At 63.4% G+C, this 22,165-nt stretch carries 21 protein-coding genes; 20 read left to right on the top strand and 1 reads right to left on the bottom strand.

The genetic code is table 11. From position 1 onward, the window contains the following. The first annotated feature begins 10 nt into the window (after window positions 1-10). From AC0L3H_RS07470 to trmB, 16 genes are all read left to right on the top strand, one after another. Window positions 11-1,618: a di-heme oxidoreductase family protein gene (locus AC0L3H_RS07470; protein ID WP_473585005.1), complete on the top strand. Its 1,608-nt coding sequence runs from the start codon at window positions 11-13 to the stop codon at window positions 1,616-1,618. Continuing rightward, window positions 1,618-2,697: an imelysin family protein gene (locus tag AC0L3H_RS07465; protein WP_473585004.1), complete on the top strand. Its 1,080-nt coding sequence runs from the start codon at window positions 1,618-1,620 to the stop codon at window positions 2,695-2,697. The genes AC0L3H_RS07470 and AC0L3H_RS07465 overlap by 1 nt, the downstream gene beginning before the upstream one ends. A gap of 2 nt (window positions 2,698-2,699) precedes the next feature. Continuing rightward, on the top strand, window positions 2,700-3,806 hold the full coding sequence (locus tag AC0L3H_RS07460) for a DUF1513 domain-containing protein (protein WP_473585057.1): 1,107 nt from the start codon (window positions 2,700-2,702) through the stop codon (window positions 3,804-3,806). Between the two features lie 183 nt (window positions 3,807-3,989). Beyond that, window positions 3,990-4,679 carry a tRNA (adenosine(37)-N6)-threonylcarbamoyltransferase complex dimerization subunit type 1 TsaB gene (gene tsaB / locus AC0L3H_RS07455; RefSeq protein WP_473585003.1) on the top strand — a complete coding sequence of 230 codons (690 nt, stop codon included), beginning with the start codon at window positions 3,990-3,992 and terminating at the stop codon, window positions 4,677-4,679. Beyond that, complete coding sequence (locus tag AC0L3H_RS07450) at window positions 4,679-5,173, top strand: GNAT family N-acetyltransferase (protein WP_473585002.1); 495 nt, start codon at window positions 4,679-4,681, stop codon at window positions 5,171-5,173. The genes tsaB and AC0L3H_RS07450 overlap by 1 nt, the downstream gene beginning before the upstream one ends. Before the next feature lie 143 nt (window positions 5,174-5,316). Then, a complete protein-coding gene (gene olsA, locus AC0L3H_RS07445) occupies window positions 5,317-6,117 on the top strand; it encodes a lyso-ornithine lipid O-acyltransferase (RefSeq protein ID WP_473585001.1) in 801 nt (266 codons plus the stop codon). Window positions 6,118-6,216: 99 nt separating this feature from the next. Beyond that, window positions 6,217-7,638: a tRNA (N6-isopentenyl adenosine(37)-C2)-methylthiotransferase MiaB gene (gene miaB, locus AC0L3H_RS07440; RefSeq protein WP_287258257.1), complete on the top strand. Its 1,422-nt coding sequence runs from the start codon at window positions 6,217-6,219 to the stop codon at window positions 7,636-7,638. An 83-nt stretch (window positions 7,639-7,721) separates the two neighbouring features. Beyond that, window positions 7,722-8,714 (top strand): PhoH family protein, encoded by a 993-nt coding sequence (locus tag AC0L3H_RS07435; RefSeq protein ID WP_287305617.1) that lies wholly within the window; start codon window positions 7,722-7,724, stop codon window positions 8,712-8,714. Window positions 8,715-8,726: 12 nt separating this feature from the next. Further along, entirely contained in the window at window positions 8,727-9,233 is a 507-nt protein-coding gene (gene ybeY / locus AC0L3H_RS07430) for an rRNA maturation RNase YbeY (protein ID WP_473585000.1), read from the top strand. 27 nt (window positions 9,234-9,260) lie between these two features. After that, window positions 9,261-10,334: a hemolysin family protein gene (locus AC0L3H_RS07425; protein ID WP_128247969.1), complete on the top strand. Its 1,074-nt coding sequence runs from the start codon at window positions 9,261-9,263 to the stop codon at window positions 10,332-10,334. Window positions 10,335-10,492: 158 nt separating this feature from the next. Further along, window positions 10,493-11,317, top strand: coding sequence for an alpha/beta fold hydrolase (locus AC0L3H_RS07420; protein ID WP_473584999.1), 825 nt, complete (start codon window positions 10,493-10,495; stop codon window positions 11,315-11,317). Between the two features lie 180 nt (window positions 11,318-11,497). Continuing rightward, complete coding sequence (gene lnt / locus AC0L3H_RS07415) at window positions 11,498-13,090, top strand: apolipoprotein N-acyltransferase (protein WP_473584998.1); 1,593 nt, start codon at window positions 11,498-11,500, stop codon at window positions 13,088-13,090. Between the two features lie 140 nt (window positions 13,091-13,230). Beyond that, window positions 13,231-13,650 carry a helix-turn-helix domain-containing protein gene (locus AC0L3H_RS07410; RefSeq protein WP_023802110.1) on the top strand — a complete coding sequence of 140 codons (420 nt, stop codon included), beginning with the start codon at window positions 13,231-13,233 and terminating at the stop codon, window positions 13,648-13,650. Between the two features lie 27 nt (window positions 13,651-13,677). Next, window positions 13,678-13,947, top strand: a complete 270-nt coding sequence (locus tag AC0L3H_RS07405; RefSeq protein WP_473584997.1) for a hypothetical protein — start codon at window positions 13,678-13,680, stop codon at window positions 13,945-13,947. 29 nt (window positions 13,948-13,976) lie between these two features. Beyond that, a complete protein-coding gene (metK, locus tag AC0L3H_RS07400; RefSeq protein ID WP_210163894.1) occupies window positions 13,977-15,290 on the top strand; it encodes a methionine adenosyltransferase in 1,314 nt (437 codons plus the stop codon). A gap of 26 nt (window positions 15,291-15,316) precedes the next feature. After that, window positions 15,317-16,018 carry a tRNA (guanosine(46)-N7)-methyltransferase TrmB gene (gene trmB / locus AC0L3H_RS07395; RefSeq protein ID WP_473584996.1) on the top strand — a complete coding sequence of 234 codons (702 nt, stop codon included), beginning with the start codon at window positions 15,317-15,319 and terminating at the stop codon, window positions 16,016-16,018. A 76-nt stretch (window positions 16,019-16,094) separates the two neighbouring features. On the opposite strand, the gene AC0L3H_RS07390 is transcribed toward trmB, so the two are convergent. Continuing rightward, the gene (locus AC0L3H_RS07390) at window positions 16,095-16,259 is read right to left on the bottom strand and encodes a hypothetical protein (RefSeq protein WP_077377234.1); all 165 of its coding nucleotides are present in this window, start codon (window positions 16,257-16,259) and stop codon (window positions 16,095-16,097) included. Window positions 16,260-16,579: 320 nt separating this feature from the next. Between AC0L3H_RS07390 and rimP the strand changes: the two genes are divergently transcribed. Genes rimP through infB form a run of 4 tightly spaced genes read left to right on the top strand, consistent with a single transcriptional unit; the run spans window position 16,580 to window position 22,118 of the window. Beyond that, window positions 16,580-17,221, top strand: a complete 642-nt coding sequence (gene rimP / locus AC0L3H_RS07385; RefSeq protein WP_473584995.1) for a ribosome maturation factor RimP — start codon at window positions 16,580-16,582, stop codon at window positions 17,219-17,221. Window positions 17,222-17,269: 48 nt separating this feature from the next. Beyond that, window positions 17,270-18,865 (top strand): transcription termination factor NusA, encoded by a 1,596-nt coding sequence (nusA, locus tag AC0L3H_RS07380; RefSeq protein ID WP_023802116.1) that lies wholly within the window; start codon window positions 17,270-17,272, stop codon window positions 18,863-18,865. Window positions 18,866-18,903: 38 nt separating this feature from the next. Next, window positions 18,904-19,554: an RNA-binding protein gene (locus AC0L3H_RS07375; protein WP_091599993.1), complete on the top strand. Its 651-nt coding sequence runs from the start codon at window positions 18,904-18,906 to the stop codon at window positions 19,552-19,554. After that, window positions 19,551-22,118 carry a translation initiation factor IF-2 gene (gene infB, locus AC0L3H_RS07370; protein WP_023802118.1) on the top strand — a complete coding sequence of 856 codons (2,568 nt, stop codon included), beginning with the start codon at window positions 19,551-19,553 and terminating at the stop codon, window positions 22,116-22,118. The genes AC0L3H_RS07375 and infB overlap by 4 nt, the downstream gene beginning before the upstream one ends. The last annotated feature ends 47 nt before the right edge of the window (window positions 22,119-22,165 follow it).

Here is a 22,165-nt window from a genome sequence, read left to right as displayed (position 1 = left end):
ACATGCGGGAATGCGCCGCCGCTTAGACTACTTGCGCCGCTTGCGGCGGGCCGAGGATTGCGGCCTGCCGTCCCAGCACAACCCGCGATACGGCTGGCTTCGCCGGCTTTCGCCTGCCGTAGTGGTCGCGCTGACCGCCTCGGCGTTGGCCGGCGCGCCCGAACCGGCGGGTCTCGCCACCAGCCGTGCCGATCTGACGCCGAAGGATCTGGCGCGTGTCATTGCCATCGCCAGGCCGACCAGGGATTTCTCCAAGCCCGAGCAGTTCGAGCCGATGCCGGGCGGCGCCGGCACGTCGCGGAAAGGCGCCAACAAGGACGCTTTCTCGCAATCTTCCGCCAATATCACTTTCGAGGAACAAGGCACCTTCAAGCTCGGCAATGCTCTTTTCCGCAAGAACTGGGTGTCGTCGCCCTCGTCGACGCAGGCATCGGACGGGCTTGGTCCGCTGTTCAACGAGCGGGCGTGCCAGAATTGCCATCTGAAGGACGGTCGCGGTCATCCGCCGCAAGCCGACAGCGGCACCACCTCGATGTTCCTGCGGCTGGCGCAGCAGGCGAGCACCGAGGAGGAGAAAGCAGCGCTCGCCGCCGGCAAGGTGCTCAACTTCCCTGATCCGGTCTACGGCTCGCAATTGCAGGAACTGGCCGTTCCGGGCCTTCGCGGCGAAGGCAGGATGCGTGTCGACTATCAGGAGCAAAAAGTCACCCTGCCGGACGGCACCGTGGTTTGGCTGCGCAAGCCGAGCTATTCGGTCGATGATCTTGCCAACGGGCCGCTCGATCCGCACACCACGCTTTCGCCGCGCTTGACGCCGCCGATGATCGGCCTCGGCCTGGTCGAGCAAATCGCGCCGGCCGACATTCTCGCCAGTGCCGATCCGGACGATCGCAACAGTGACGGCATCTCCGGAAAGCCCAATATTGTGCGCGACGGCCACAGCGGCGAGCCGACGCTCGGCCGCTTTGGCTGGAAGGCGCAGACCCCTTCGATTCGCCAGCAAGTGGCGGACGCATTCGCTGGCGACATCGGCATTTCGACGCCGGAAGTGCCGAACCACTGGGGCGATTGCACCGCGGCCGAAAAGAACTGCCTTGCCATGGCAAACGGCGTACAGGAGCGCCTCGGCCCAGTCGAGGCGCCGCCGCCGGTGATGGACCTGGTCACCTTTTATTCGCAAAACCTCGCCGTGCCGGCGCGGCGCGATCTCGACAAGCCCGATGTGCTGGCCGGCAAGAAGCTGTTCTACGACATGGGCTGCATTTCCTGCCATACGCCGAAATTCGTCACCCGCCGCGGCACGCCCAACAAGGCGCAGGCCTTCCAGCTGATCTGGCCCTATTCCGATTTTCTGCTGCACGACTTGGGGCCGGGCCTCGCCGACGGGCAAGCGGTGGGCGATGCCAGCGGGAGCGAATGGCGCACGCCGCCGCTGTGGGGCATCGGTCTTACCCAGACCGTCAACGGCAACAACTTCTTCCTGCACGACGGGCGGGCGCGCACGCTGACCGAGGCGATCCTGTGGCATGGCGGCGAGGGGCAGAAGGCGCGCGACCGTTTTGCCGCCGCCGCCGCGCCCGATCGCGCCGCACTGATCAAATTCCTGGAGTCTTTGTGATGTCGAATCGTCTGGCGTTTGTCCTGGTTTTCCCGCTGGTCCTCGCGGGCTCATTGCCGGCGTCCGCAGCGGTGAAGGCTTCCGACGTGATCCAGCGAGCGATCGACGGCTTTGTCCGCCCGGCCTATGCACGCCTGCAAGACCATGCCGACAGCCTGAGCAAGGCAGTGCGGACGCTGTGCGACGCGCCTTCGCAGGACCATCTCGATGCGGCGCGCGCCGAATTCTCCGGCACCGTGGATGCCTGGTCGGTCGTCGAGATCATCCGCATCGGACCGATCACGCAGAACAACCGGCTGGAACGCATGCTGTTTTGGCCGGACCGCAAGAGCATCGGCCTGAGGCAGGTGCAGGCGGCGTTGGCCAGTAAAGACCGGACCGCCGCCGATCCGGCCCATCTGGCGAAAAAGAGCGTCGCCATGCAAGGGCTCGGCGCGCTGGAATTCGTGCTTTTCGGCGATGGCGCCGAGCGGCTCGCCGGCAGGGACGATCCCTATCGCTGCGCTTACGGCGCGGCCGTCGCCGGCAACATCGAAACGATTGCCGCCGAGGTCAGCGACGCCTGGAACAAGCCCGACGGCTTTGCTGCACTTTGGGCCAATCCGGGGCCGCAAAACGCACTCTACCGCGACGGCACGGAAGCGGTGACCGAATTGGTCGGCGTCTTCATCAACGAACTGGAGATGGTCCGTGACGTGCGCCTGAAAGGTTTTCTGGGCAGTAGCCCGCAGGCCGACAAGCCGAAACAGGCGATCTACTGGCGTTCACAAAACACCGCGCGTTCGCTGACCGGAAATCTTTCGGGGATGGACGCTCTGTTCCAGGCTTCGCAGCTTGGCGACGCGCTGTCGCCCGATGCGCGCTGGATGGCGGAATCGATCCACATCCAGCTCGTCAACGGCGCCGCCGACGCCACCGCCATCAGAGGCCCGATCGACAAGGCGCTTGCCGATCCGGCGCTGCGCCAGAAGCTCGACCACTTCTCGCTTGTGACATCCAGCCTGTCGACCCTCATCGGCACCAGGCTAACCGCCGAATTCGGCCTGACCGCCGGGTTCTCGTCGCTCGACGGAGACTGATTCTGAAAACGTCGCTGATCGACCGCCGCGACTTCCTGAGGGCTGCCGGGGCAAGCTTTGTTGCCGCGATGGCGCCGTCGGCATGGGCGAAGACGCTTAGCACGGACGCCGTCTTCGCCACCGCTTTCGTCAAGCGCGACGGCAGCTATGGCGCGGCGATCCTGTCCGAGGCCGGCAAGGTGCTGCATGCCATCGACCTGCCCGCCCGCGGTCACGACGTCACCTTCGATCCGCTGTCGAAACGCTCGGTGGTCTTTGCCAGGCAGCCCGGCACTTTCGCGGTTGTGTTCGACCATACTGGCCGCGACGAGCCGCTGACCATTGCCAGCATCAGTGGCCGGCATTTCTTCGGCCACGGCGTGTTTTCGACCGACGGTGCGTTGCTCTACGCCACCGAGAACGATTTCGACAATGCCGCCGGCGTGGTCGGCGTCTATGACACGCGTACGAAATTCAAGCGCGTTGGCGAGTTCCCGACCTATGGCATGGGTCCGCACGAGCTGCTGCTGCTCGGCGATGGCAGGACGATTGCCGTCGCCAATGGCGGCATCGAGACGCATCCCGATTATGGCCGCGCCGAGCTCAACATCGCGACGATGAAGCCATCTTATGTGCTGGTCGACCGCTTTACCGGCGACCTTGTCGAAAAGCACGAATTGCCGCCGGCGCTGCACCAGCTTTCGATCCGGCATATGGATACCGACAAATCCGGCGCGGTCTGGTTCGGCTGCCAGTACAGGGGGCCGGGCGGCGATCGTCCGTTGCTGGTCGGCCGCGCCGCGCGCGGCAAGGATCTGCAACTGCTCGACATGCCGCAGGACGTGCTGTCCGGCTTCAGGAATTACATCGGCTCGGTCGCCGCCAACCCTGCTGCCGGTACCGTCGCGGTGTCCTCGCCGGAAGGCAACTCGCTTGTCATCATCGATGCGGCCAGCGGCCGGATCGTCGCCACCAGCGCACTGGCCGAGGTCTGCGGCGTGGCGCCCGACGGGGCGAGCTTCATGGCGACGACCGGCACGGGGCAGATAGCCCAAGCCGGCGGCGCGACACGGTCCGAGCCGGACTATGTCTGGGACAATCACATGCTGCGCATCGACCAGGCCGCATAGTGCCGCACTGGTTCATTGACGGTTGTGGTCGCCGAGAGTTACCTCTTTTTGGGGGCGAGGTCGAAGCGAAGCCGCCAAACGATTTATGCATTATCCCCTTGCAGGGACGAGCCATGGCAGGCACAGGGAAATTGTCTTTCGAACCCCCTGTGCCCCAAGCGGGCGCTGCCAACCGGCCGTCTCATGAAGTTGCTTGCCATCGATTGTGCCGCCAATCTCTGCGCCGCCTGTGTCTACGACCCGGCGGCCGGGAAGGAACTCGGCCGCTCGGTGCTCGATCTCGGCAAGGGCCATGCCGAACATCTGATGGCTGTGATCGAAGAGGCGTTGACGACCGGCGGCACCGACTATGCCGGTCTTGACGCCATCGCTGTCTCCACCGGCCCGGGCTCCTTCACCGGCCTGCGCGTCGGCGTCTCGGCGGCGCGGGGCCTGGCGCTGGCGCTGAAAATCCCGGCAATCGGGGTGACGACGCTGGAAGCGCTGGCGGCGCAGGCGAAAGAGACATTTCCCGGCCGCGCCGTGCTGGCCGCGCTCGACGCCGGGCGCGAGGAGATCCATGCAGCGCTTTATGACGAAGCATCCGTTTTGATTTATGGTCCCGCGGTGGCCATGCTTTCGCAAGCCGCCGCCATGGCGGTTGACGGGTTTCCGGTTCTGGCCGGCACCGCGGCCACGCAAATTGCTGCATCGGCCGGGCGCGCCTTCGACGTCGGCCCGACAAGCGCCACTGCGGATATCGCAATCTATGCCCGGCTGGCCGCTGCCAAGGGTGAAGGCGAAAAGCCGAAACCGCTTTATCTGCGCGGAGCTGACGCCAAGCCGCAGGCCGGGTTTATCCTGTCCAGGAAGAAAGCCGGGAAGAAAAACTGATGCGCATTCCTTTCCTCCAGCCGCGTCGCAGGGACTTTGCGCTCGAGCCGCTGACGGTCGCCGACAGTGCGGCCCTGTCGGTGCTGCATCGCGAGGATTTCGTCCGGCCGTGGAGTGATGACGAATTCGCCGCGCTGATCGAGCAGGACACGGTGTTCGGCTATGCCGCGCGCGAGACCGGCCAGGGTGCCAAGCCGCCGGTCGGTTTCGTGCTGGCGCGCCTGGCGGCCGGCGAAGGCGAGGTCCTGACTGTCGCGGTGGCGCGCTCTCATCGCCGCCAGGGCCTTGGCTGGCAACTGATGGATGCGGTGCTGCGCGAACTGCATGCGCAACGCGCCGAGGCGCTTTTCCTCGACGTCGACGAGACCAACGTCGCCGCGATCGCGCTCTATCGGCGGCTGGGATTCCGCGAGGTCGGCAAACGTGCCAACTACTACAGATCGCCCGAGCACGGCCCGACCGGAGCGCTTGTCATGCGCCGCGATCTTCGCTAGCGCATCGGCCCGCAAATCGGAACCGATTCTCGGAAAGCATGATGCGCAGGTTGAGATGCGCAGATTAAAAAGCGCTAGAGCGTGCTTGGACGTCCAGTTGGACGCGTCGCTCTAGCCAGAACTCGGGACAGGGCCAAGAGCGAATGATCGGAAAAATCAGGATTTTCCTGGCGCTGGGCCTCGTTGTCGCAGGCTCGTTGATCCTCGTGCCGTTGCAGATCCTGTCGATGAAGACCGGCCTGTGGCGCGAGACGTTCATCCTGAAGATCTGGCACCGGCTCATCATCCGGGCGCTTGGCATGCGCATCCACGTCAAGGGGACCTTGTCCAATCAGCGCCCGTTACTGGTTGCGTCGAACCACGTTTCATGGACCGACATCATGGTGCTGGGGTCGATGGCCGACGTGACGTTCATCGCCAGGGCCGACATGGCCGGCTGGCCGTTGATCGGCATGTTGTCGAAGCTGCAGCGCACCGTTTTCATCGAGCGCGAGCGCAAACGTTCGTCGGGCGACCAGGCGAGCGAGATCGCCAGCCGCATGGCCAAGGGCGACGCCATGGTGCTGTTTGCCGAAGGTTCGACTAGCGACGGCAACATGATTTTGCCGTTCAAGAGCACGCTGTTCGGCGCCGCCTCGATGGCGATTTCGGAAGGGGCGGCCGAAACGGTCTTCATCCAGCCGGTGGCGATCGTCTATACGCGCCTGCACGGCGTGCCGCTCGGCCGCAGGCACCGGCCGATTGCCGCCTGGATCGGCGACGAGGATTTGATGCCGCATCTCAAGGTACTGATGGCGGAGGGCGGGCTCGATGTCGAAGTGCATTTCGGCGAGCCGGTCGCCTTCTCCAAGGGCTCCAGGCGCAAGGAAACGGCCAGGCTGATGGAAAGTCAGGTGCGTGATATGGTGCAGGCGGCGCTCGCCGATCCGCGCCTGAGCCGGTAAGCCGGAAAAGCTCCAGCGCTTTGCGCGTCCAAAGGAGGCGCGGCGCTGTAAGGCAGAATCGTCTGTTTTTTGTCGGGGAAAGGCGTTAGAAGCCGCCAGATGGAATTGAACACGATCGAACGGGACGACATCGATACTGCGACCGAAACTGCGGTCGCGCCGCCTGCCGCGAGCCGGAAGGTCTTCGTCAAGACCTATGGCTGCCAGATGAACGTCTACGATTCGCAGCGCATGACCGACGCGCTGGCCGCCGACGGCTATACTGCGACGGATGCGATCGGCGAGGCCGATCTGGTGCTGCTCAACACCTGCCATATCCGCGAGAAAGCCGCCGAAAAGGTCTATTCCGAACTCGGCCGCATTCGTGAGATGAAGGCCGAACGGGCTCGGGCCGGCCGCGAGATGCTGGTCGGCGTCGCCGGCTGCGTGGCGCAGGCCGAGGGCTCCGAGATCATCCGCCGCTCGCCTTCTGTCGATCTGGTCATCGGCCCGCAGACCTATCATCGGCTGCCCGACGTGCTGGCACGGGTGCGCGGCGGCGAAAAGATCGTCGAGACGGACTACGCCATCGAAGACAAGTTCGAGCATCTGCCGCAGCCGAAGCGCGCCGAGATCATCAGGCGCGGCGTCACCGCGTTCCTGACGGTGCAGGAAGGCTGCGACAAGTTCTGCACCTTCTGCGTGGTGCCCTATACCAGAGGCTCGGAAGTGTCGCGGCCGGTGGCGCAGATCGTCGCCGAGGCCGAGCGGCTGGCGCAAGCCGGCGTGCGCGAGGTGACGCTGCTTGGACAGAACGTCAATGCCTGGCACGGCGAAGGCGAAGCCAAAGGGGGCAAGACCGAGGAATGGGGTCTTGGCCGCCTGCTGTTCCGGCTGGCCGAGATTCCCGGGCTGGCGCGGTTGCGCTACACCACCAGCCACCCGCGCGACATGGACGACGAATTGATCGCCGCTCACCGTGACTTGCCGGCGCTGATGCCCTATCTGCATTTGCCTGTGCAATCCGGCTCCGACCGCATCCTCAAGGCGATGAACCGCAGGCATACGGCAAAAGATTATTTGACGCTGCTCGACCGGATCCGCGCCGCACGGAGCGATATCGCGCTTTCGGGCGACTTCATTGTCGGCTTTCCCGGCGAGACGGATGCCGATTTCGAGGCGACGATGGACCTTGTCCACCAGGTGAACTATGCCTCGGCCTTCTCGTTCAAATATTCGCCGCGCCCCGGCACGCCGGGCGCGGAGATGGCCGATCATGTGCCGGAAGCGGTCAAGGACGAGCGCCTGCAGCGACTGCAGGCGCTGTTGCTGACCCAGCAGCAGGAGTTCGGCGCCAGCCTGGTCGGCAGCACCATCGACACGTTGATCGAGAAGCCGGGCCGCCAGGCTGGCCAGAAGGTCGGCCGCTCACCGTGGCTGCAGCCGGTTATTGTTGATGAAAAGTCCGGCGAAATCGGTGAGATTATCCAGGTACGAATCACGAAGACGGGTTACAACAGCCTGTTCGCCGAATTGGCCTGAAGGTCTCGGCAGATGAGGAGAGACGGTTGAGCGCTGCGGAAGTGAAGAACCTGCCCCAGAACCTACCATCGGGGGCTTCGGATATGGCGCACATCGTTCTGACTTTCGACAACAACAAGCTTGCCAGCGCCCTTTATGGCCAGTTCGACGAGAATCTGGCCAGGCTCGAGCAGAAGCTTGGCGTCGATATCCGCTCGCGCGGCAACCAGCTGACCATCAAGGGCTCCGCCTCGGCCGCCGAGCAGGCGCGCCGCGCCCTGGATAATCTCTACGGCATTCTCCAGAAAGGCGCTGACATCGGCCAGTCGGACGTCGACGGCGCCGTGCGCATGGCGATCGCCGCCGACGACCAGCTGACGCTGCCGACGCTGGAGCGCAAGGGCAAGGTGTCAGCCGCCCAGATATCGACGCGCAAGAAGACGATCTATGCCCGCTCGCTCAACCAGGACGCCTATATGCGCGCGCTGGAGCGGTCCGAGCTCGTCTTCGGCATCGGCCCGGCTGGCACTGGAAAAACCTTCCTGGCGGTGGCGCATGCGGCGATGCTGCTCGAACGTGGCATGGTCGAGCGCATCGTGCTGTCGCGGCCTGCCGTCGAGGCCGGCGAGCGGCTCGGCTTCCTGCCCGGCGACATGAAGGAGAAGGTCGATCCCTATCTGCGGCCGCTCTATGACGCGCTTTACGAGATGATGCCGGCCGACAAGGTCGAGCGGGCGATTGCCGCCGAGGTGATCGAGATCGCGCCGCTGGCCTTCATGCGCGGCCGCACGCTGGCGCACTCCGCCGTCATCCTCGACGAGGCGCAGAACACCACGCCGATGCAGATGAAGATGTTCCTGACCCGTCTCGGCGAGAATTCGCGCATGATCGTCACCGGCGATCCGACCCAGATCGACCTGCCGCAAAACACCAAATCCGGTCTGGTCGAGGCGCTCAGGATCCTCGACGGCGTCACCGGCATGGTGACGGTGCGCTTCAATGAAGGCGACGTCGTCAGGCATCCGCTGGTCGCCGAGATCGTCAAGGCCTACGACCGCGACGGCAAGCTGGCCCGGGGCCTGGGCGCCGAAGGCTGAAGATGCAGCCTTATGGCTGAGGACAAAAAAACTGTAGGCGGGGATCTTCCGGTCCCCGTCGATATCGATATAGCAGTCGACGCGGGCGACTGGCCCGATGAGGCCACGCTGACGCGGCTGGTCGAGCGCGCCGTTGCCGTCGCGTTTGCCGAAACGGGCGCGGCCGGCCGTTCCGAGCTCAGCATCGTTTTTTCTGACGATGCCCATATCCGCAGTCTCAATGCGGGATGGCGCGGCAAGGACAAACCGACCAACGTCCTGTCTTTCCCGGCTTATCCGCTCGCCAAGGGCGGTCCGCTTCCGCCCATGCTGGGCGACATTGTGCTGGCCGCCGAGACGGTTGCGCGCGAAGCCGCACTGGAAGACAAGCCTGTCGACAACCATATCACCCACCTCGTCATCCACGGCCTGCTGCATTTGCTGGGCTACGATCACGAGACCGACGCCGAGGCCGAAGAAATGGAAGCCGTCGAACGCGCAGCGCTTGCAAGGCTTGCCATTCCCGATCCTTACGCGTAACTAAAAAGATCAAATGACCGGACGACGATGAACGACAAACCAGAGACTGCCGCCCACCCAGACGCCGGCAGTGCGACCAAGCCATCCGAACAGACGGAAGAGGACTCTAGTCCGAGTACCACGACCGGCAGCTTCGCCAGCGAGCCATCGCCTGCCGGTCCTTCCCTGTTCGATCGCGTGCTCGGCCTGTTCAGGCAGCGCAACGGCACCAGCCTGCGCGAGGAGATCGCCGACGCGCTTGCCGAAACGGCGAGCGATGCCGGCGCCTTTTCGCCCGGCGAACGGGCCATGCTCAACAACATTCTGCGCCTGCGCGAGGTTCGCGTCGAGGATGTCATGGTGCCGCGCGCCGACATCGAGGCGGTCGAGATCACGACGAACCTGGGCGATCTTCTGGGGCTGTTCGAGCAGTCCGGCCATTCCCGCATGCCGGTCTATTCGGAGACGCTCGACGACCCGCGTGGCATGGTCCACATCCGCGACGTGCTCGCTCACATCACCAAGCTGGCCCGCGTCAGAAAGAGCAGGACGACCAGGAAAGCCGCCCCTGCCACGCTTCTCGATCTCGCCAAGGTCGATCTCACGCGCACCATCGGCGACCTGACCCTGATCCGCCCGGTGCTTTTCGTGCCGCCGTCGATGCTCGCTTCCGATCTGATGGGGCGGATGCAGGCGATGCGCACCCAGATGGCGCTGGTCATCGACGAATATGGCGGCACCGATGGTCTGGTCTCGCTCGAGGATATCGTCGAGATGGTGGTCGGCGACATCGAGGACGAGCACGACGAGGACGAGCCGATGATCACCCAGACCGGCGAAGGCGTGTTCGTCGTAGACGGCAAGGCCGAGATCGACGATGTCGCCAAGATGATCGGTGAGGATTTCGCCGCCGGTGAGCATGGCGAATATGTCGACACGATCGGCGGCATGATCTTCAACACGCTTGGCCGGGTCCCGGCCCGCGGCGAAGTGGTGCAGGCCATCCCCGGCTTCGAATTCCATGTGCTCGACGCCGATCCACGCCGCGTCAAGCGGGTGCGCATCGTGGAAACCCAGAAGGGCGAGCGCCGCCGGCGCGCCGTCCGCGCCGAGCAGGCGTGAAAGACGCCGCTCGCCCGATGACGGTCGACGATCCGTTCAACCACTTGCGAACCAATTCGTACGGAGGGCTCTGTCCTGAATACCAGCTTTATTTGAGCGTCGGAATTTGCCAAAAACCGGTTTCCACCTTTAGGGCCGACGCTCTATGAGAATGTCTGATGTCGTGGAAACTCGATGAGACCGTGGAAACATCCGCGGGCGCTGTGGCAGCGGGTCAATTTGGTAGTGGACCCGCGCTTGTGCTGGCTCACGGCTGGCCGTGGTCTTCGTTCTCATGGCATCGGATTATTCCAGATCTTGCAAGGCGGTATCGTGTCCACTGGTACGATATGCCCGGATACGGGCGATCCGACAAAGGCGCGGAGCAGCGCACCTCACTCGATGTGCAAGGAGAAGTATTCGCCGAGATGCTCGCGCATTGGAACCTTGAGCAGCCCACCGTTGTTGCCCATGATTTCGGCGGAGCGACGACGCTACGGGCGCATTTGCTGCATGGCTGCGACTTCGAGCGGTATGTCCTGATGAATGTCGTCGCCATGCGCCCTTGGGGATCGGCGTTCTTCGATCATGTCGGTCGCCATGTGGATGCCTTTCTGGGCCTGCCGCCGCATATCCACAGAGCGGTCGTGGAAGCATATATCAAGGGGGCGATCGTAAAAGACATCGCGCCCGGAGATTTCGAGAAACTTGTCGAGCCGTGGCTTGCCGAGGAGGGACGAGGAAGCTTCTATCGGCAATTCGCGCAAGCCGACGAAAAATATACCGCCGAAGTCGAGCCGGCGTTCGGTGATATCAGGTGTCCGGTAAAGATAATTTGGGGCGAGGACGATCCATGGATCCCGCTGGAGCGAGGCAAAGCGCTTCATACGCTGATCCCGCAGGCATCGTTCGAAACATTACCTGGCGTCGGTCACTTGCCTCAGCTCGAAGCCCCGGATCTCGTGCTGGAGCGGCTGAACGCATTTCTATCACGCGCATTATAGTGATACACCGGCACGTGCGGTCTGCGCGACAATTCACATGCGACACTTATCTTGCCGGCGTCAGTCGCCCCACCTATCCAGCAGACCTAATCCGGCAGTCTGGCTGAAGCATGGCCGTTTGGAGCGTGGACTGCGGCCTGATAAATCTTCTGCCGTGATTCGCACGACTCGGAAGCATCGATGAAGCGCCTGGCCGGCCGGATAATTCTGCTGTGGGGCTGGCGCCGCGCGCTTGTGGCGTTTCTTGCCGGTGCGCTGGCGGTTCTTGCCCAGGCGCCTTACGATTTCTTCGCCGTCTGTTTCGTTTCGTTTCCGCTGCTGGTCTGGCTCCTCGACGGCGCAACCGGCGAAGCCTCCGATGGCTGGTTCCGGCATTTGCGGCCGGCCTTCGCCGTCGGCTGGTGGTTCGGCTTCGGCTATTTTCTCGCCGGATTGTGGTGGATCGGCTCAGCACTCCTGGTCGAGGCCGACAGTTTCGCCTGGGCGCTTCCCTTCGCAGTGGTCGGAATTCCGCTGGCGCTCGCCTTTTTCTATGGCTTCGCGACAGCGGTTGCCCGGCTGCTGTGGAGCAACGACATCGGCCGCATCGCCGCCCTTGCCTTCGGCTTCGGCTTGGCGGAATGGCTGCGCGACTTTCTGTTCACCGGCTTTCCCTGGAATGCCGTCGGCTACGCGGCGATGCCGGTGCCCTTGCTTATGCAGAGCGTGTCGGTGACCGGCATGGTCGGCATCAACGCGCTGGCGGTCTTCGTCTTTGCCTTGCCGGCCCTGCTTGCGGCGCGCCCGCATATCCGCCTTGGGGGTGCACTGGCTGCCGTTCTCGTCGCGGCCCATGTCGGCTTCGGCTATGTCAGGCTTGCTGCCAAGGTCGAACCCGCAACCCGCGCAATCGACGTCCGCATCGTGCAGCCGGCCGTCGACCTCAGCGAAAAGTGGGACCCTTCAGTGCCCGACCGGATTTTCGCTACACTGATGGGGCTTTCGGCCAAGGCGCCAGAGACTGGTCATGCCAAGCCGCAATTGATCCTGTGGCCGGAAACCTCCGTGCCGTTTTTTTTCGCCGAACGTCCCGATGCGCTGACCGCGCTGGGAGAAATGCTTGGCGACGGCCAGACGCTGATCGCCGGCGTCGTCCGGGAGGAAGGCGGGTCGGCGGATGATGCCGACAGGCGGTACTACAATTCAGTGGTGGCGATCGACGACAAGGGTCAAATCGCCGATGCAGTCGACAAGGTTCATCTGGTGCCCTTTGGCGAATATCTGCCTTTTGCCGACCTGCTTGGCCGCTTGGGGCTCAAACAACTCGTCGCCGGGCCGACAACCTACGCGGCGGGCAATGAGCGGCACCCGATCGCGTTGCCCGGCGGCATCCGCGTGCTTCCGTTCATTTGCTACGAAGTCATCTTTCCCGATCTGGTGGCGGTTGACGCAACGTCAGCTGAGCTTATTGTGAATGTCACGAACGACGCGTGGTTCGGTGACACGCCGGGTCCGTACCAGCATTTCAGGCAGGCGCAGATTCGTGCGGTGGAGAACGGGGTGCCATTGTTGCGTGCAGCCAATAACGGCATTTCCGCTGTCGTCGATCCGCGCGGACACATCCTCGACGCGCTGGCAATCGACGCCCGCGGAGCCATCGATGTCCACGTGCCGATTTCCAATCGAGCCATCGTTTCTTCCAGCCAAAGACGCATTAATGGACTGATGATCATGTTGCTGTTCGCTCTCGCCGCTTTCACAATGAATGTAAGGCAACGGCTACGGGCGAATTGACAGTCGACACATTAGAAACTCATACTGTAACCGCCTGAAATTTCTCGAAGTCAGCACGTCGGTTCTGTTGGGGCACTGGCCGCCGGCCTCGTTCTGGGCAGAAAAAACACAAAAAGCCGGAAAAATTCGGCGAGGAAAAAATGGCAGAAGAAAACAAGAAGAAGCCGAATCCTATCGACATCCATGTCGGAAGTCGCATCAGGCTTCGTCGCAATATGTTGGGAATGAGCCAGGAAAAGCTGGGCGAGAACCTCGGTATAACGTTTCAGCAGATACAGAAATACGAAAAGGGTACCAATCGCGTTGGCGCCAGCCGTTTGCAGGCAATCGCCTCGATACTGGGTGTGCCTGTCGCTTTCTTTTTCGAGGACGCGCCGGGCCAGGAAGCCGTGGGCAACCGCGGATTTGCCGAGGATGCATCAATGGCTTCTGCCGTCGAATTCTGCGGCAGTCCTGAAGGTCTTCAACTCAACCGGGCCTTCGTCAAGATCACCGACGTGAAGATACGCCGCAAGGTTATCGAGCTTGTGAAGGCCCTTTCCTCCGACGCAGTCGATTGATTACGCAGATTGGTCTGGGTCGATTGATTGGCAGCCGTTGAAAAGTCGAAGATAGCGAAGCCGTCATTGCGGGCAGGCAATTTCTTGCGGTCTCGCGCATCGTGGAATTTACATCCCGCAGGCATGCAGGAGGGCGGATCGATTTTGCTCGACAGCCATGCTCAAAGTCTTTCTCATCAACGTGTTGAAGCTAAAGCACGTGCTGGAGCCAGGCAGGCTGGCGGCATCCTGCCGGCGGTCAAAGTGGCACAAGATAATGGTGCCCACCGCTTGACGAGCGTTGCTCGACACAGCTAACACGTGGCGCGCCAATCGGCAGCGTGCCGATGATTTTTCAAGAGGGGACACCCGTGACGCGGCAAAACTATCTATTCACCTCGGAATCCGTTGCCGAGGGTCATCCCGACAAGGTCTGCGACCGTATCTCCGACGAGATCGTCGATCTGGTCTATCGCGAGGCCAGAAAGACCGGCATGGACCCCTGGAAGGTCCGCGTCGCCTGCGAAACGCTGGCGACCACGAATCGCGTCGTCATCGCTGGCGAGGTGCGCGTCCCCGAGACCCTGCTCAAGAAGGACAAGGCCGGCAACATCCTGATGGATGCCGCCGGTCATCCGCTCGTCAATCCGGCGAAGTTCAAGTCGGCCGCCCGCAAGGCGATCCGCGAAATCGGCTATGAACAGGCCGGTTTCCACTGGAAGACGGCAAAGATCGAGGTTCTGCTGCACGGCCAGTCACCGGATATCGGCCAGGGCGTCGACAATGCCTCCGACCGGCAAGGCGAGGAAGGGGCTGGCGACCAGGGCATCATGTTCGGCTATGCCTGCCGCGAGACCCCGGATCTGATGCCAGCGCCGATCTACTACAGCCACAAGATCCTTGAACTGCTGGCCGCCGCGCGCCATGAAGGCAACGGCGATGCCGGCCGGCTCGGGCCGGACGCCAAGAGCCAGGTCACCGTCCGCTATATCGACGGCAAGGCGGCGGAAGTGACGCAAATCGTGTTGTCCACCCAGCACCTCGACGCCAGCTGGGATTCGAAGAAGGTCCGCAACGTCGTCGAACCCTATATTCGCGAGGCGCTGGGCGACCTGAAGATCGCCGACAGCTGCAACTGGTATATCAACCCGACAGGCAAGTTCGTCATCGGCGGGCCCGACGGCGACGCCGGCCTGACCGGGCGCAAGATCATCGTCGACACTTACGGCGGTGCTGCGCCTCATGGCGGCGGGGCTTTTTCCGGCAAGGACACCACTAAGGTCGACCGTTCCGCAGCCTATGCGGCCCGCTATCTCGCCAAGAACGTGGTGGCGGCGAAGCTCGCCGATCGCTGCACTATCCAGCTTTCCTATGCCATTGGCGTGGCCCAGCCGCTGTCGGTCTATGTCGACCTGCACGGCACCGGCAGGGTCGATGAGGCAAAGCTCGAGCAGGCGCTGCGCACCGTGATGGATCTGTCGCCGTCCGGCATCCGCCGCCATCTCGATCTCAACAAGCCGATTTATGCCAAGACGTCGTCTTATGGTCATTTCGGCCGCAAGGCCGGCCGCGACGGGTCCTTCTCCTGGGAAAAGACCGACCTCGCCAAGGCTCTCAAGGACGCACTCGCCGAAGCGCCTGCCGAAGCAGTCGCGGCCTAGCCGCGGCGTCCATAGATCCGGAAGACATGGTTCCGAAAGACCGGCCAAGCCGTGCGACCGAAGCATTTTTCGGTCGCCGGCGCGGCAAGGCCATCCGTCCGCAGCAGGCAGCGGCACTGGAAAGCGGTTTCAGCACCTACCGGCTTGATCTGACGGCCGGACCGCCGGCCGACTTGCGCAGCCTGTTCGAAGCCGATGTCCGCGCCATTCATCTCGAAATTGGTTTTGGTGGCGGCGAGCACCTGCTGCATCGGGCGACGGCGGCTCCTGAGACCGGTTTTGTCGGCGTCGAGCCTTTCGTCAACGGCATGGCCAAGATGATGATGGCGGTCAGGGAACGGCCGCTTGCCAATCTTCGGGTCTATGACGACGACGCCACGCGCCTGCTCGACTGGCTCCCGCAAGCCTCGCTCCGCGGCATCGACCTTCTCTATCCCGATCCCTGGCCGAAGAAGAAACACTGGAAGCGCCGCTTCGTCAGTCCGGTCAATCTCGACCGTTTCGCGCGCGTGCTGAAGTCAGGCGGAATATTCCGCTTTGCGTCCGATATCGACAGCTATGTGAACTGGACGCTGCTGCACTGCCGGGCACATGAAGCGTTTGCGTGGCAGGCTGAAGAGGCAGCCGACTGGCAGCGGCCCTATAAGGGTTGGCCGGGTACACGCTACGAGGCGAAGGCCGTTCGCGAAGGCCGGCGGCCAGCCTACCTCACCTTCGTCCGAAGATAGTCCTATTCAAAGCGCGCCTAGGCGCGCTTTGACGTCGACGAGGACCAGAGATGTCCTCGCCCCTGCGTCGCCGGACTTAGAAGCGGCCGATCTTGTTGAAGGCGGCCGGATCCATGCCGAGATTGCGCAGATCGTGCGCGCGCGGCTTGCGGCCGGCTTCGACGGCGTGCGAAGCGGCGACGGCGCTGCCGAAGACGGTGAAGAAATCGCCGATAGCCGAGAAAACCTTGCGGTTGGTCATGATTATGCCCTTTCGCCTGCTGCAATGCGTGATTGATTTTGTGCAACGCAACATAGGTAGGCGCGTACTGCCTGATATCACAGGGACGTTGGCGCATGGCCGCCATGCGCCCTGTGCAACGCTGCCGCCCCCGACAGTTTCGCCCACCCTGCATCCGGACAATTCATCTGCTTACGACACGGACTGCATGCGGGCTTGAAACGACGGCTGCGATCGTCTATATCAGGCTCAAATTCTTGGTCGGTATGGCGAAGAGTGGGTCCACCCGGTCCCGCTCTTTTTTGTTACCTTCCGGCCGCCGACGAAGCGACAGGAATAGAATGACGGCAACGGTACCCGACAGCGACGACCGCATCATCCGCGAAAGCGGCATCGATGCTCGCATCGCGCTGATCGTGCAGCCGGTTCTGCGTGCCATTGGCTTCCGCCTTGTCAGGGTGCATCTGACGGGCCAGAACGGGCTGACGCTGCAGATCATGGCCGAACGCGAGGACGGCACCATGACCGTCGAGGATTGCGAAGAGGTCAGCCGGGCAGTGTCGCCGGCGCTCGATGTCGATGATCCGATCGAAAAGGCGTATCATCTCGAAGTGTCGTCGCCGGGAATCGACCGGCCGCTGGTCCGCAAGTCGGATTTCGCGACCTGGACGGGTCATCTGGTGAAGATGGAAACCTCGGTCCTCGTCGCCGACCGCAAGCGCTTCAAGGGCAAGATCGCCGAGAGCGACGCGGACGGCGTGCTGATCGAGCGCGACAAGGCGGCCTATGGCGAACAGCCGACGGTGCGTGTGCCCTACGATGCGATTGCCGAAGCACGGCTGATCCTGACCGACGACCTTATCCGCGACGCACTGTCGAAGGACAACAGGGCGCGCAAGGAAGCCAAGAAGCGCCGCGGCGAGCCCGAAGACGCGCCAGAGAGCGAAGCGGGCGTAGAAGATGAAACCGAACAGGAAATGTGATTGGGCTGCCGGGCGCAAAGCCTCGGCAACAAGCTCGGGAGAAAAGAGATGGTTGTAAGCGCCAACAGGCTTGAACTGCTGCAGATCGCCGATGCGGTCGCGCGTGAGAAGTCGATCGACAAGTCGATCGTCATCGCCGCCATGGCCGATGCGATCCAGAAGGCGGCGCGCTCGCGCTATGGCCAGGAAACCAACATCCGTGCCGACATCAATCCGAATACCGGCGAGATGAAGCTGCAGCGGCTGATGGAAGTGGTCGAGAAGGTCGACGACTATGCGACGCAGATCGCCATATCCTCGGCGCGTGAGCGCAATCCCGACGCCCAGCTCGGCGACTTCATTGCCGAACAGCTGCCGCCGATGGATTTCGGCCGCATCGCCGCCCAGTCGGCCAAGCAGGTCATCGTGCAGAAGGTGCGCGAGGCTGAGCGTGACCGCCAGTACGACGAGTACAAGGACCGTATCGGCGAGATCGTCAACGGTACTGTCAAACGCGTCGAATACGGCAACGTCATCGTCGATCTCGGCCGCGGTGAGGCGATAATCCGTCGCGACGAGCTGATCCCGCGCGAAAATTACAAATATGGCGATCGCGTCCGCGCCTATGTCTATGACGTGCGCCGCGAGCAGCGCGGTCCGCAGATATTCCTGTCGCGCACCCATCCGCAGTTCATGGCGAAGCTGTTCACCATGGAAGTGCCGGAAATCTACGACGGCATTATCGAGATCAAGTCGGTCGCCCGCGATCCGGGTTCGCGCGCCAAGATCGCCGTCATCTCGCGTGACAGTTCCATCGATCCGGTCGGCGCCTGTGTCGGCATGCGCGGCAGCCGCGTTCAGGCGGTGGTCGGCGAATTGCAGGGCGAGAAGATCGACATCATTCCGTGGTCGCCTTCGGCCGCTTCCTTCATCGTCAACGCGCTGCAGCCGGCGGAAGTCGCCAAGGTCGTGCTCGACGAGGACGCCGAACGCATCGAGGTCGTGGTGCCGGACGACCAGCTGTCGCTGGCCATCGGCCGCCGCGGCCAGAACGTCCGGCTCGCCTCGCAGCTCACCGGCTGGGATATCGACATCCTGACCGAACAGGAAGAGAGCGAGCGCCGCCAGAAGGAGTTCGTCGAACGCTCGGCGCTGTTCATGGATGCACTCAACGTCGACGAGATGGTCGGCCAGGTGCTCGCCTCCGAAGGCTTCACCAGCGTCGAGGAAGTCGCCTATGTCGATGCCGACGAGATCGCGTCGATCGATGGCTTCGACGAGGACACCGCCTCGGAAATCCAGGCCCGCGCCCGCGAATATCTGGAGAAGATCGAAGCCGAGCATGACGAGAAGCGCAAGGCGCTCGGCGTCAAGGACGAGTTGCGTGAGATTCCAGGCGTGACCACCGCCATGATGGTGACGCTCGGCGAGGACGGCGTGAAGACGATCGAGGATTTCGCCGGCTATGCGGCCGATGATCTGACCGGCTGGAAGGAACGCAAGGACGGCGAGACGAAGGTATTCCCGGGCGTGCTCGCCAATCACGGCGTGTCGCGGGCCGATGCTGAACAGATGGTTCTGGCTGCTCGCCTCAAGGCCGGCTGGATCACCGAAGACGAGCTTGCAGCCGAAGACGTGCCGGCTGACGAAGCCGTTGGTGCGTGAGGTGAAACCGCATCGCACACAAGCCGCCCTTGGACGAGATGAACGATCGCACTTGCATCGTCACGCGCAAACAGGCCGAACCGGATGAACTGATCCGTTTCGTCGTCGGCCCGGATTCGGCCGTCGTTCCGGATATCAAGAAAAACCTGCCCGGACGCGGTTGCTGGGTGACTGCCGACCGCCTACATATCGACAAGGCGGCAGCGAAAAACCTGTTCGCTCGCGCCTTCAAGGCGCAGGTGACCGTGCCGACCGATCTCGGCGACATGGTCGACGGGCTGCTTTCCAGATACGCTCTGGGCATGCTCGGTCTTGCCCGCAAGGCAGGCGCGATCGCGCTCGGCGCCACCAAGGTCGAGAGCGCGGTGCGTGGCGGGCTGGCGCTTTTCGTGTTGCATGCGACCGAGGCGTCAGATGACGGCGTCCGCAAGATCAGCCAGGCGCGACGGGCAACCGTCCACCTCGGTGGCCCCGCCATCCTTGCCTACAAACTTTTCTCCGAGGCCGAGTTGAGCTTGGCATTGGGGGGTACAAATGTGATACATGCTGCCGTTCTCGCGGGAGACGCGGGCAGGGCGGTCCAGAAGCGCATGGTTGCGCTCGACCGGTATCGGGGCGGTTCCCCGGACGATCTGGCAATGCTTGCGGCCGTTGCTGACGAAGATGATGCCGCAGAGGATATGGAATGAGCGATACGAAATCGGGCGACGACAAGACGTTGAGTGTTACGCCGAAGAAGACTTTGACGCTGAAGCGCCCCGGTACGGAACAGGGCACCGTGCGCCAGAGCTTCTCGCATGGCCGCACCAAGGCGGTCGTGGTCGAGACCAAGAAGCGCAAGTTCTCGCTGCCCGGTGACAAGCCGGAGCCGGCTGCTGCCCCTGTGTCCGTCTTCACGCCGAAGCCACCGGTCGCGGCAGCGCCGGTTGTGCAGGAAGCGCCCAAGGCGCCGCCGCCTCCGCCGCCGGTCGAACGCGGCGGCATGGTGCTGAACCAATTGTCGCGCGATGAAATGGAGGCGCGCCGCCGGGCTCTTGAGGGTTCGAAGGTGCGCGACGTCGAGGATCGCCAGCGCGCCATCGACGAGGCCAAGCGCCGCGCCGAGGATGAAGAGCGCCGCCGTCGCGAGCGCGAGGAATCCGCGCGCCGCCAGGCCGAGGAAGAAGCCCGGCTGCAGGCCGAGGCCGAGTCCCGCCGGCGTGCCGAGGAAGAGGCGCGCCGCCGCGCGCCGCTGACCGCCGAACTGGCGACAGTCGACGACGAGGACATCAAGCCGAAGCGGACCGGCGCCGGCGCCCCGGTGCGCCGTCCGGTCACGCCGGAAGTGGCGCGTCCGGCCAAGCCGACCAAGGGCGAGGAAGATCGCCGCCGCGGCAAGCTGACGCTGAATGCCGCACTTTCCGATGAGGATGCGCGGGCGCGTTCGCTGTCGTCGATGCGTCGGCGCCAGGAGAAATTCAAGCGCGCGCTGCATAACGAACCGCGCGAGAAAGTCATGCGCGAAGTGATACTTCCCGAAACCATCACCATCCAGGAACTGGCGCAGCGCATGTCCGAGCGCGCCGTCGATGTGGTCAAGTTCTTCATGAAACAGGGCCAGATCCTGAAGCCGGGCGACGTCATCGACGCCGACACGGCCGAACTGGTCGCTACCGAATTCGGCCACACGGTTCGCCGCGTCGCCGAGTCCGACATCGAGGAAGGCCTCTTCAACATCGCCGATCGTCCCGAAGATCTCGAGCCGCGTCCGCCGGTGGTGACCATCATGGGCCATGTCGATCACGGCAAGACGTCGCTGCTCGATGCCATCCGCAATGCCAATGTCGTGTCCGGCGAGGCCGGCGGCATCACCCAGCATATCGGCGCCTATCAGGTCGAGAAGAACGGTAACAAGATCACCTTCATCGACACGCCCGGCCACGCCGCCTTCACGGCAATGCGCGCCCGTGGCGCGCAGGCGACCGACATCGCCATCCTGGTAGTGGCGGCCGACGACAGCGTGATGCCGCAGACGATCGAATCGATCAGCCATGCCAAGGCGGCCGGCGTTCCGATCATTGTGGCGATCAACAAGATCGACAAGCATGACGCCGACCCGCAGAAGGTGCGCTCGGAACTGCTGCGCCACGAAGTCTTCGTCGAATCGATGGGCGGCGAGGTGCTGGACGTCGAAGTGTCGGCGACCAAGGGCACCAATCTCGACAAGCTGCTCGAAGCGATCCTGCTGCAGGCCGAAATCCTCGACCTGAAGGCCAATCCGGACCGCACCGCCGAGGGCGTCGTCATCGAAGCCCAGCTCGACAAGGGCCGCGGCCCCGTCGCCACGGTGCTGGTCCAGACCGGCACGCTGATGCCTGGCGACATCCTCGTTGCCGGTAACGAATGGGGCCGGGTGCGCGCGCTGGTCAACGACCGCGGCGGGCAGATCAAGGAAGCGCCGCCGGCGATGCCGGTGGAAGTGCTCGGCCTGCAGGGAACCCCGCAGGCCGGCGACCGCTTCGCCGTCGTCAACAACGAGGCCCGCGCCCGCGAGATCACCGAATATCGCCAGCGTCTGGCGCGTGAGAAGGCGGTGGCCAAGCATGCCGGCCAGCGTGGTTCGCTCGAACAGATGATGTCGCAACTGCAGACGAGCGGGCTGAAGGAATTCCCGCTGGTCATCAAGGGCGACGTGCAGGGCTCGATCGAGGCGATCAGCGCGGCGTTGGACAAGCTCGGCACCGATGAGGTGCGTGCGCGCATCGTTCATGCGGGCGCCGGCGGCATCACCGAAAGCGATGTCTCGCTGGCGGAAACCTCGGGCGCCGCAATCATCGGCTTCAACGTTCGCGCCAATGTGCAGGCGCGTGCGGCGGCTGCGGCTGCAGGCATCGAGATCCGCTATTACTCGATCATCTACAACCTCGTGGATGACGTGAAGGCGGCGCTGTCCGGCCTGCTGTCGCCGGAGCGTCGCGAGACCTTCATCGGCAATGCCGAGATCCTCGAGATCTTCGACATCACCAAGGTCGGCAAGATCGCCGGCTGCCGTGTCACCGAAGGCAAGGTCGAGCGCGGTGCGGGCGTTCGCCTGATCCGCGACAACGTCGTCATCCACGAAGGCACGCTGAAGACGCTGAAGCGCTTCAAGGACGAAGTTGCGGAGGTTCCGGGTGGCCAGGAATGCGGCATGGCCTTCCAGAACTACGAAGACATGCGCGTCGGCGACGTCATCGAGTGCTTCCGCGTCGAGATGGTGACCAGGACGCTCTGAGTTCGAGCAACTTGAGTTCGAGCATTTACAGACCGGGCGGTGGTCGA

It is taken from the genome of Mesorhizobium sp. WSM4816, from assembly GCF_055811535.1.
The sequence above is the reverse complement of the archived record's forward strand: the minus strand, read 5'-3'. Positions and strand labels throughout refer to the sequence as shown.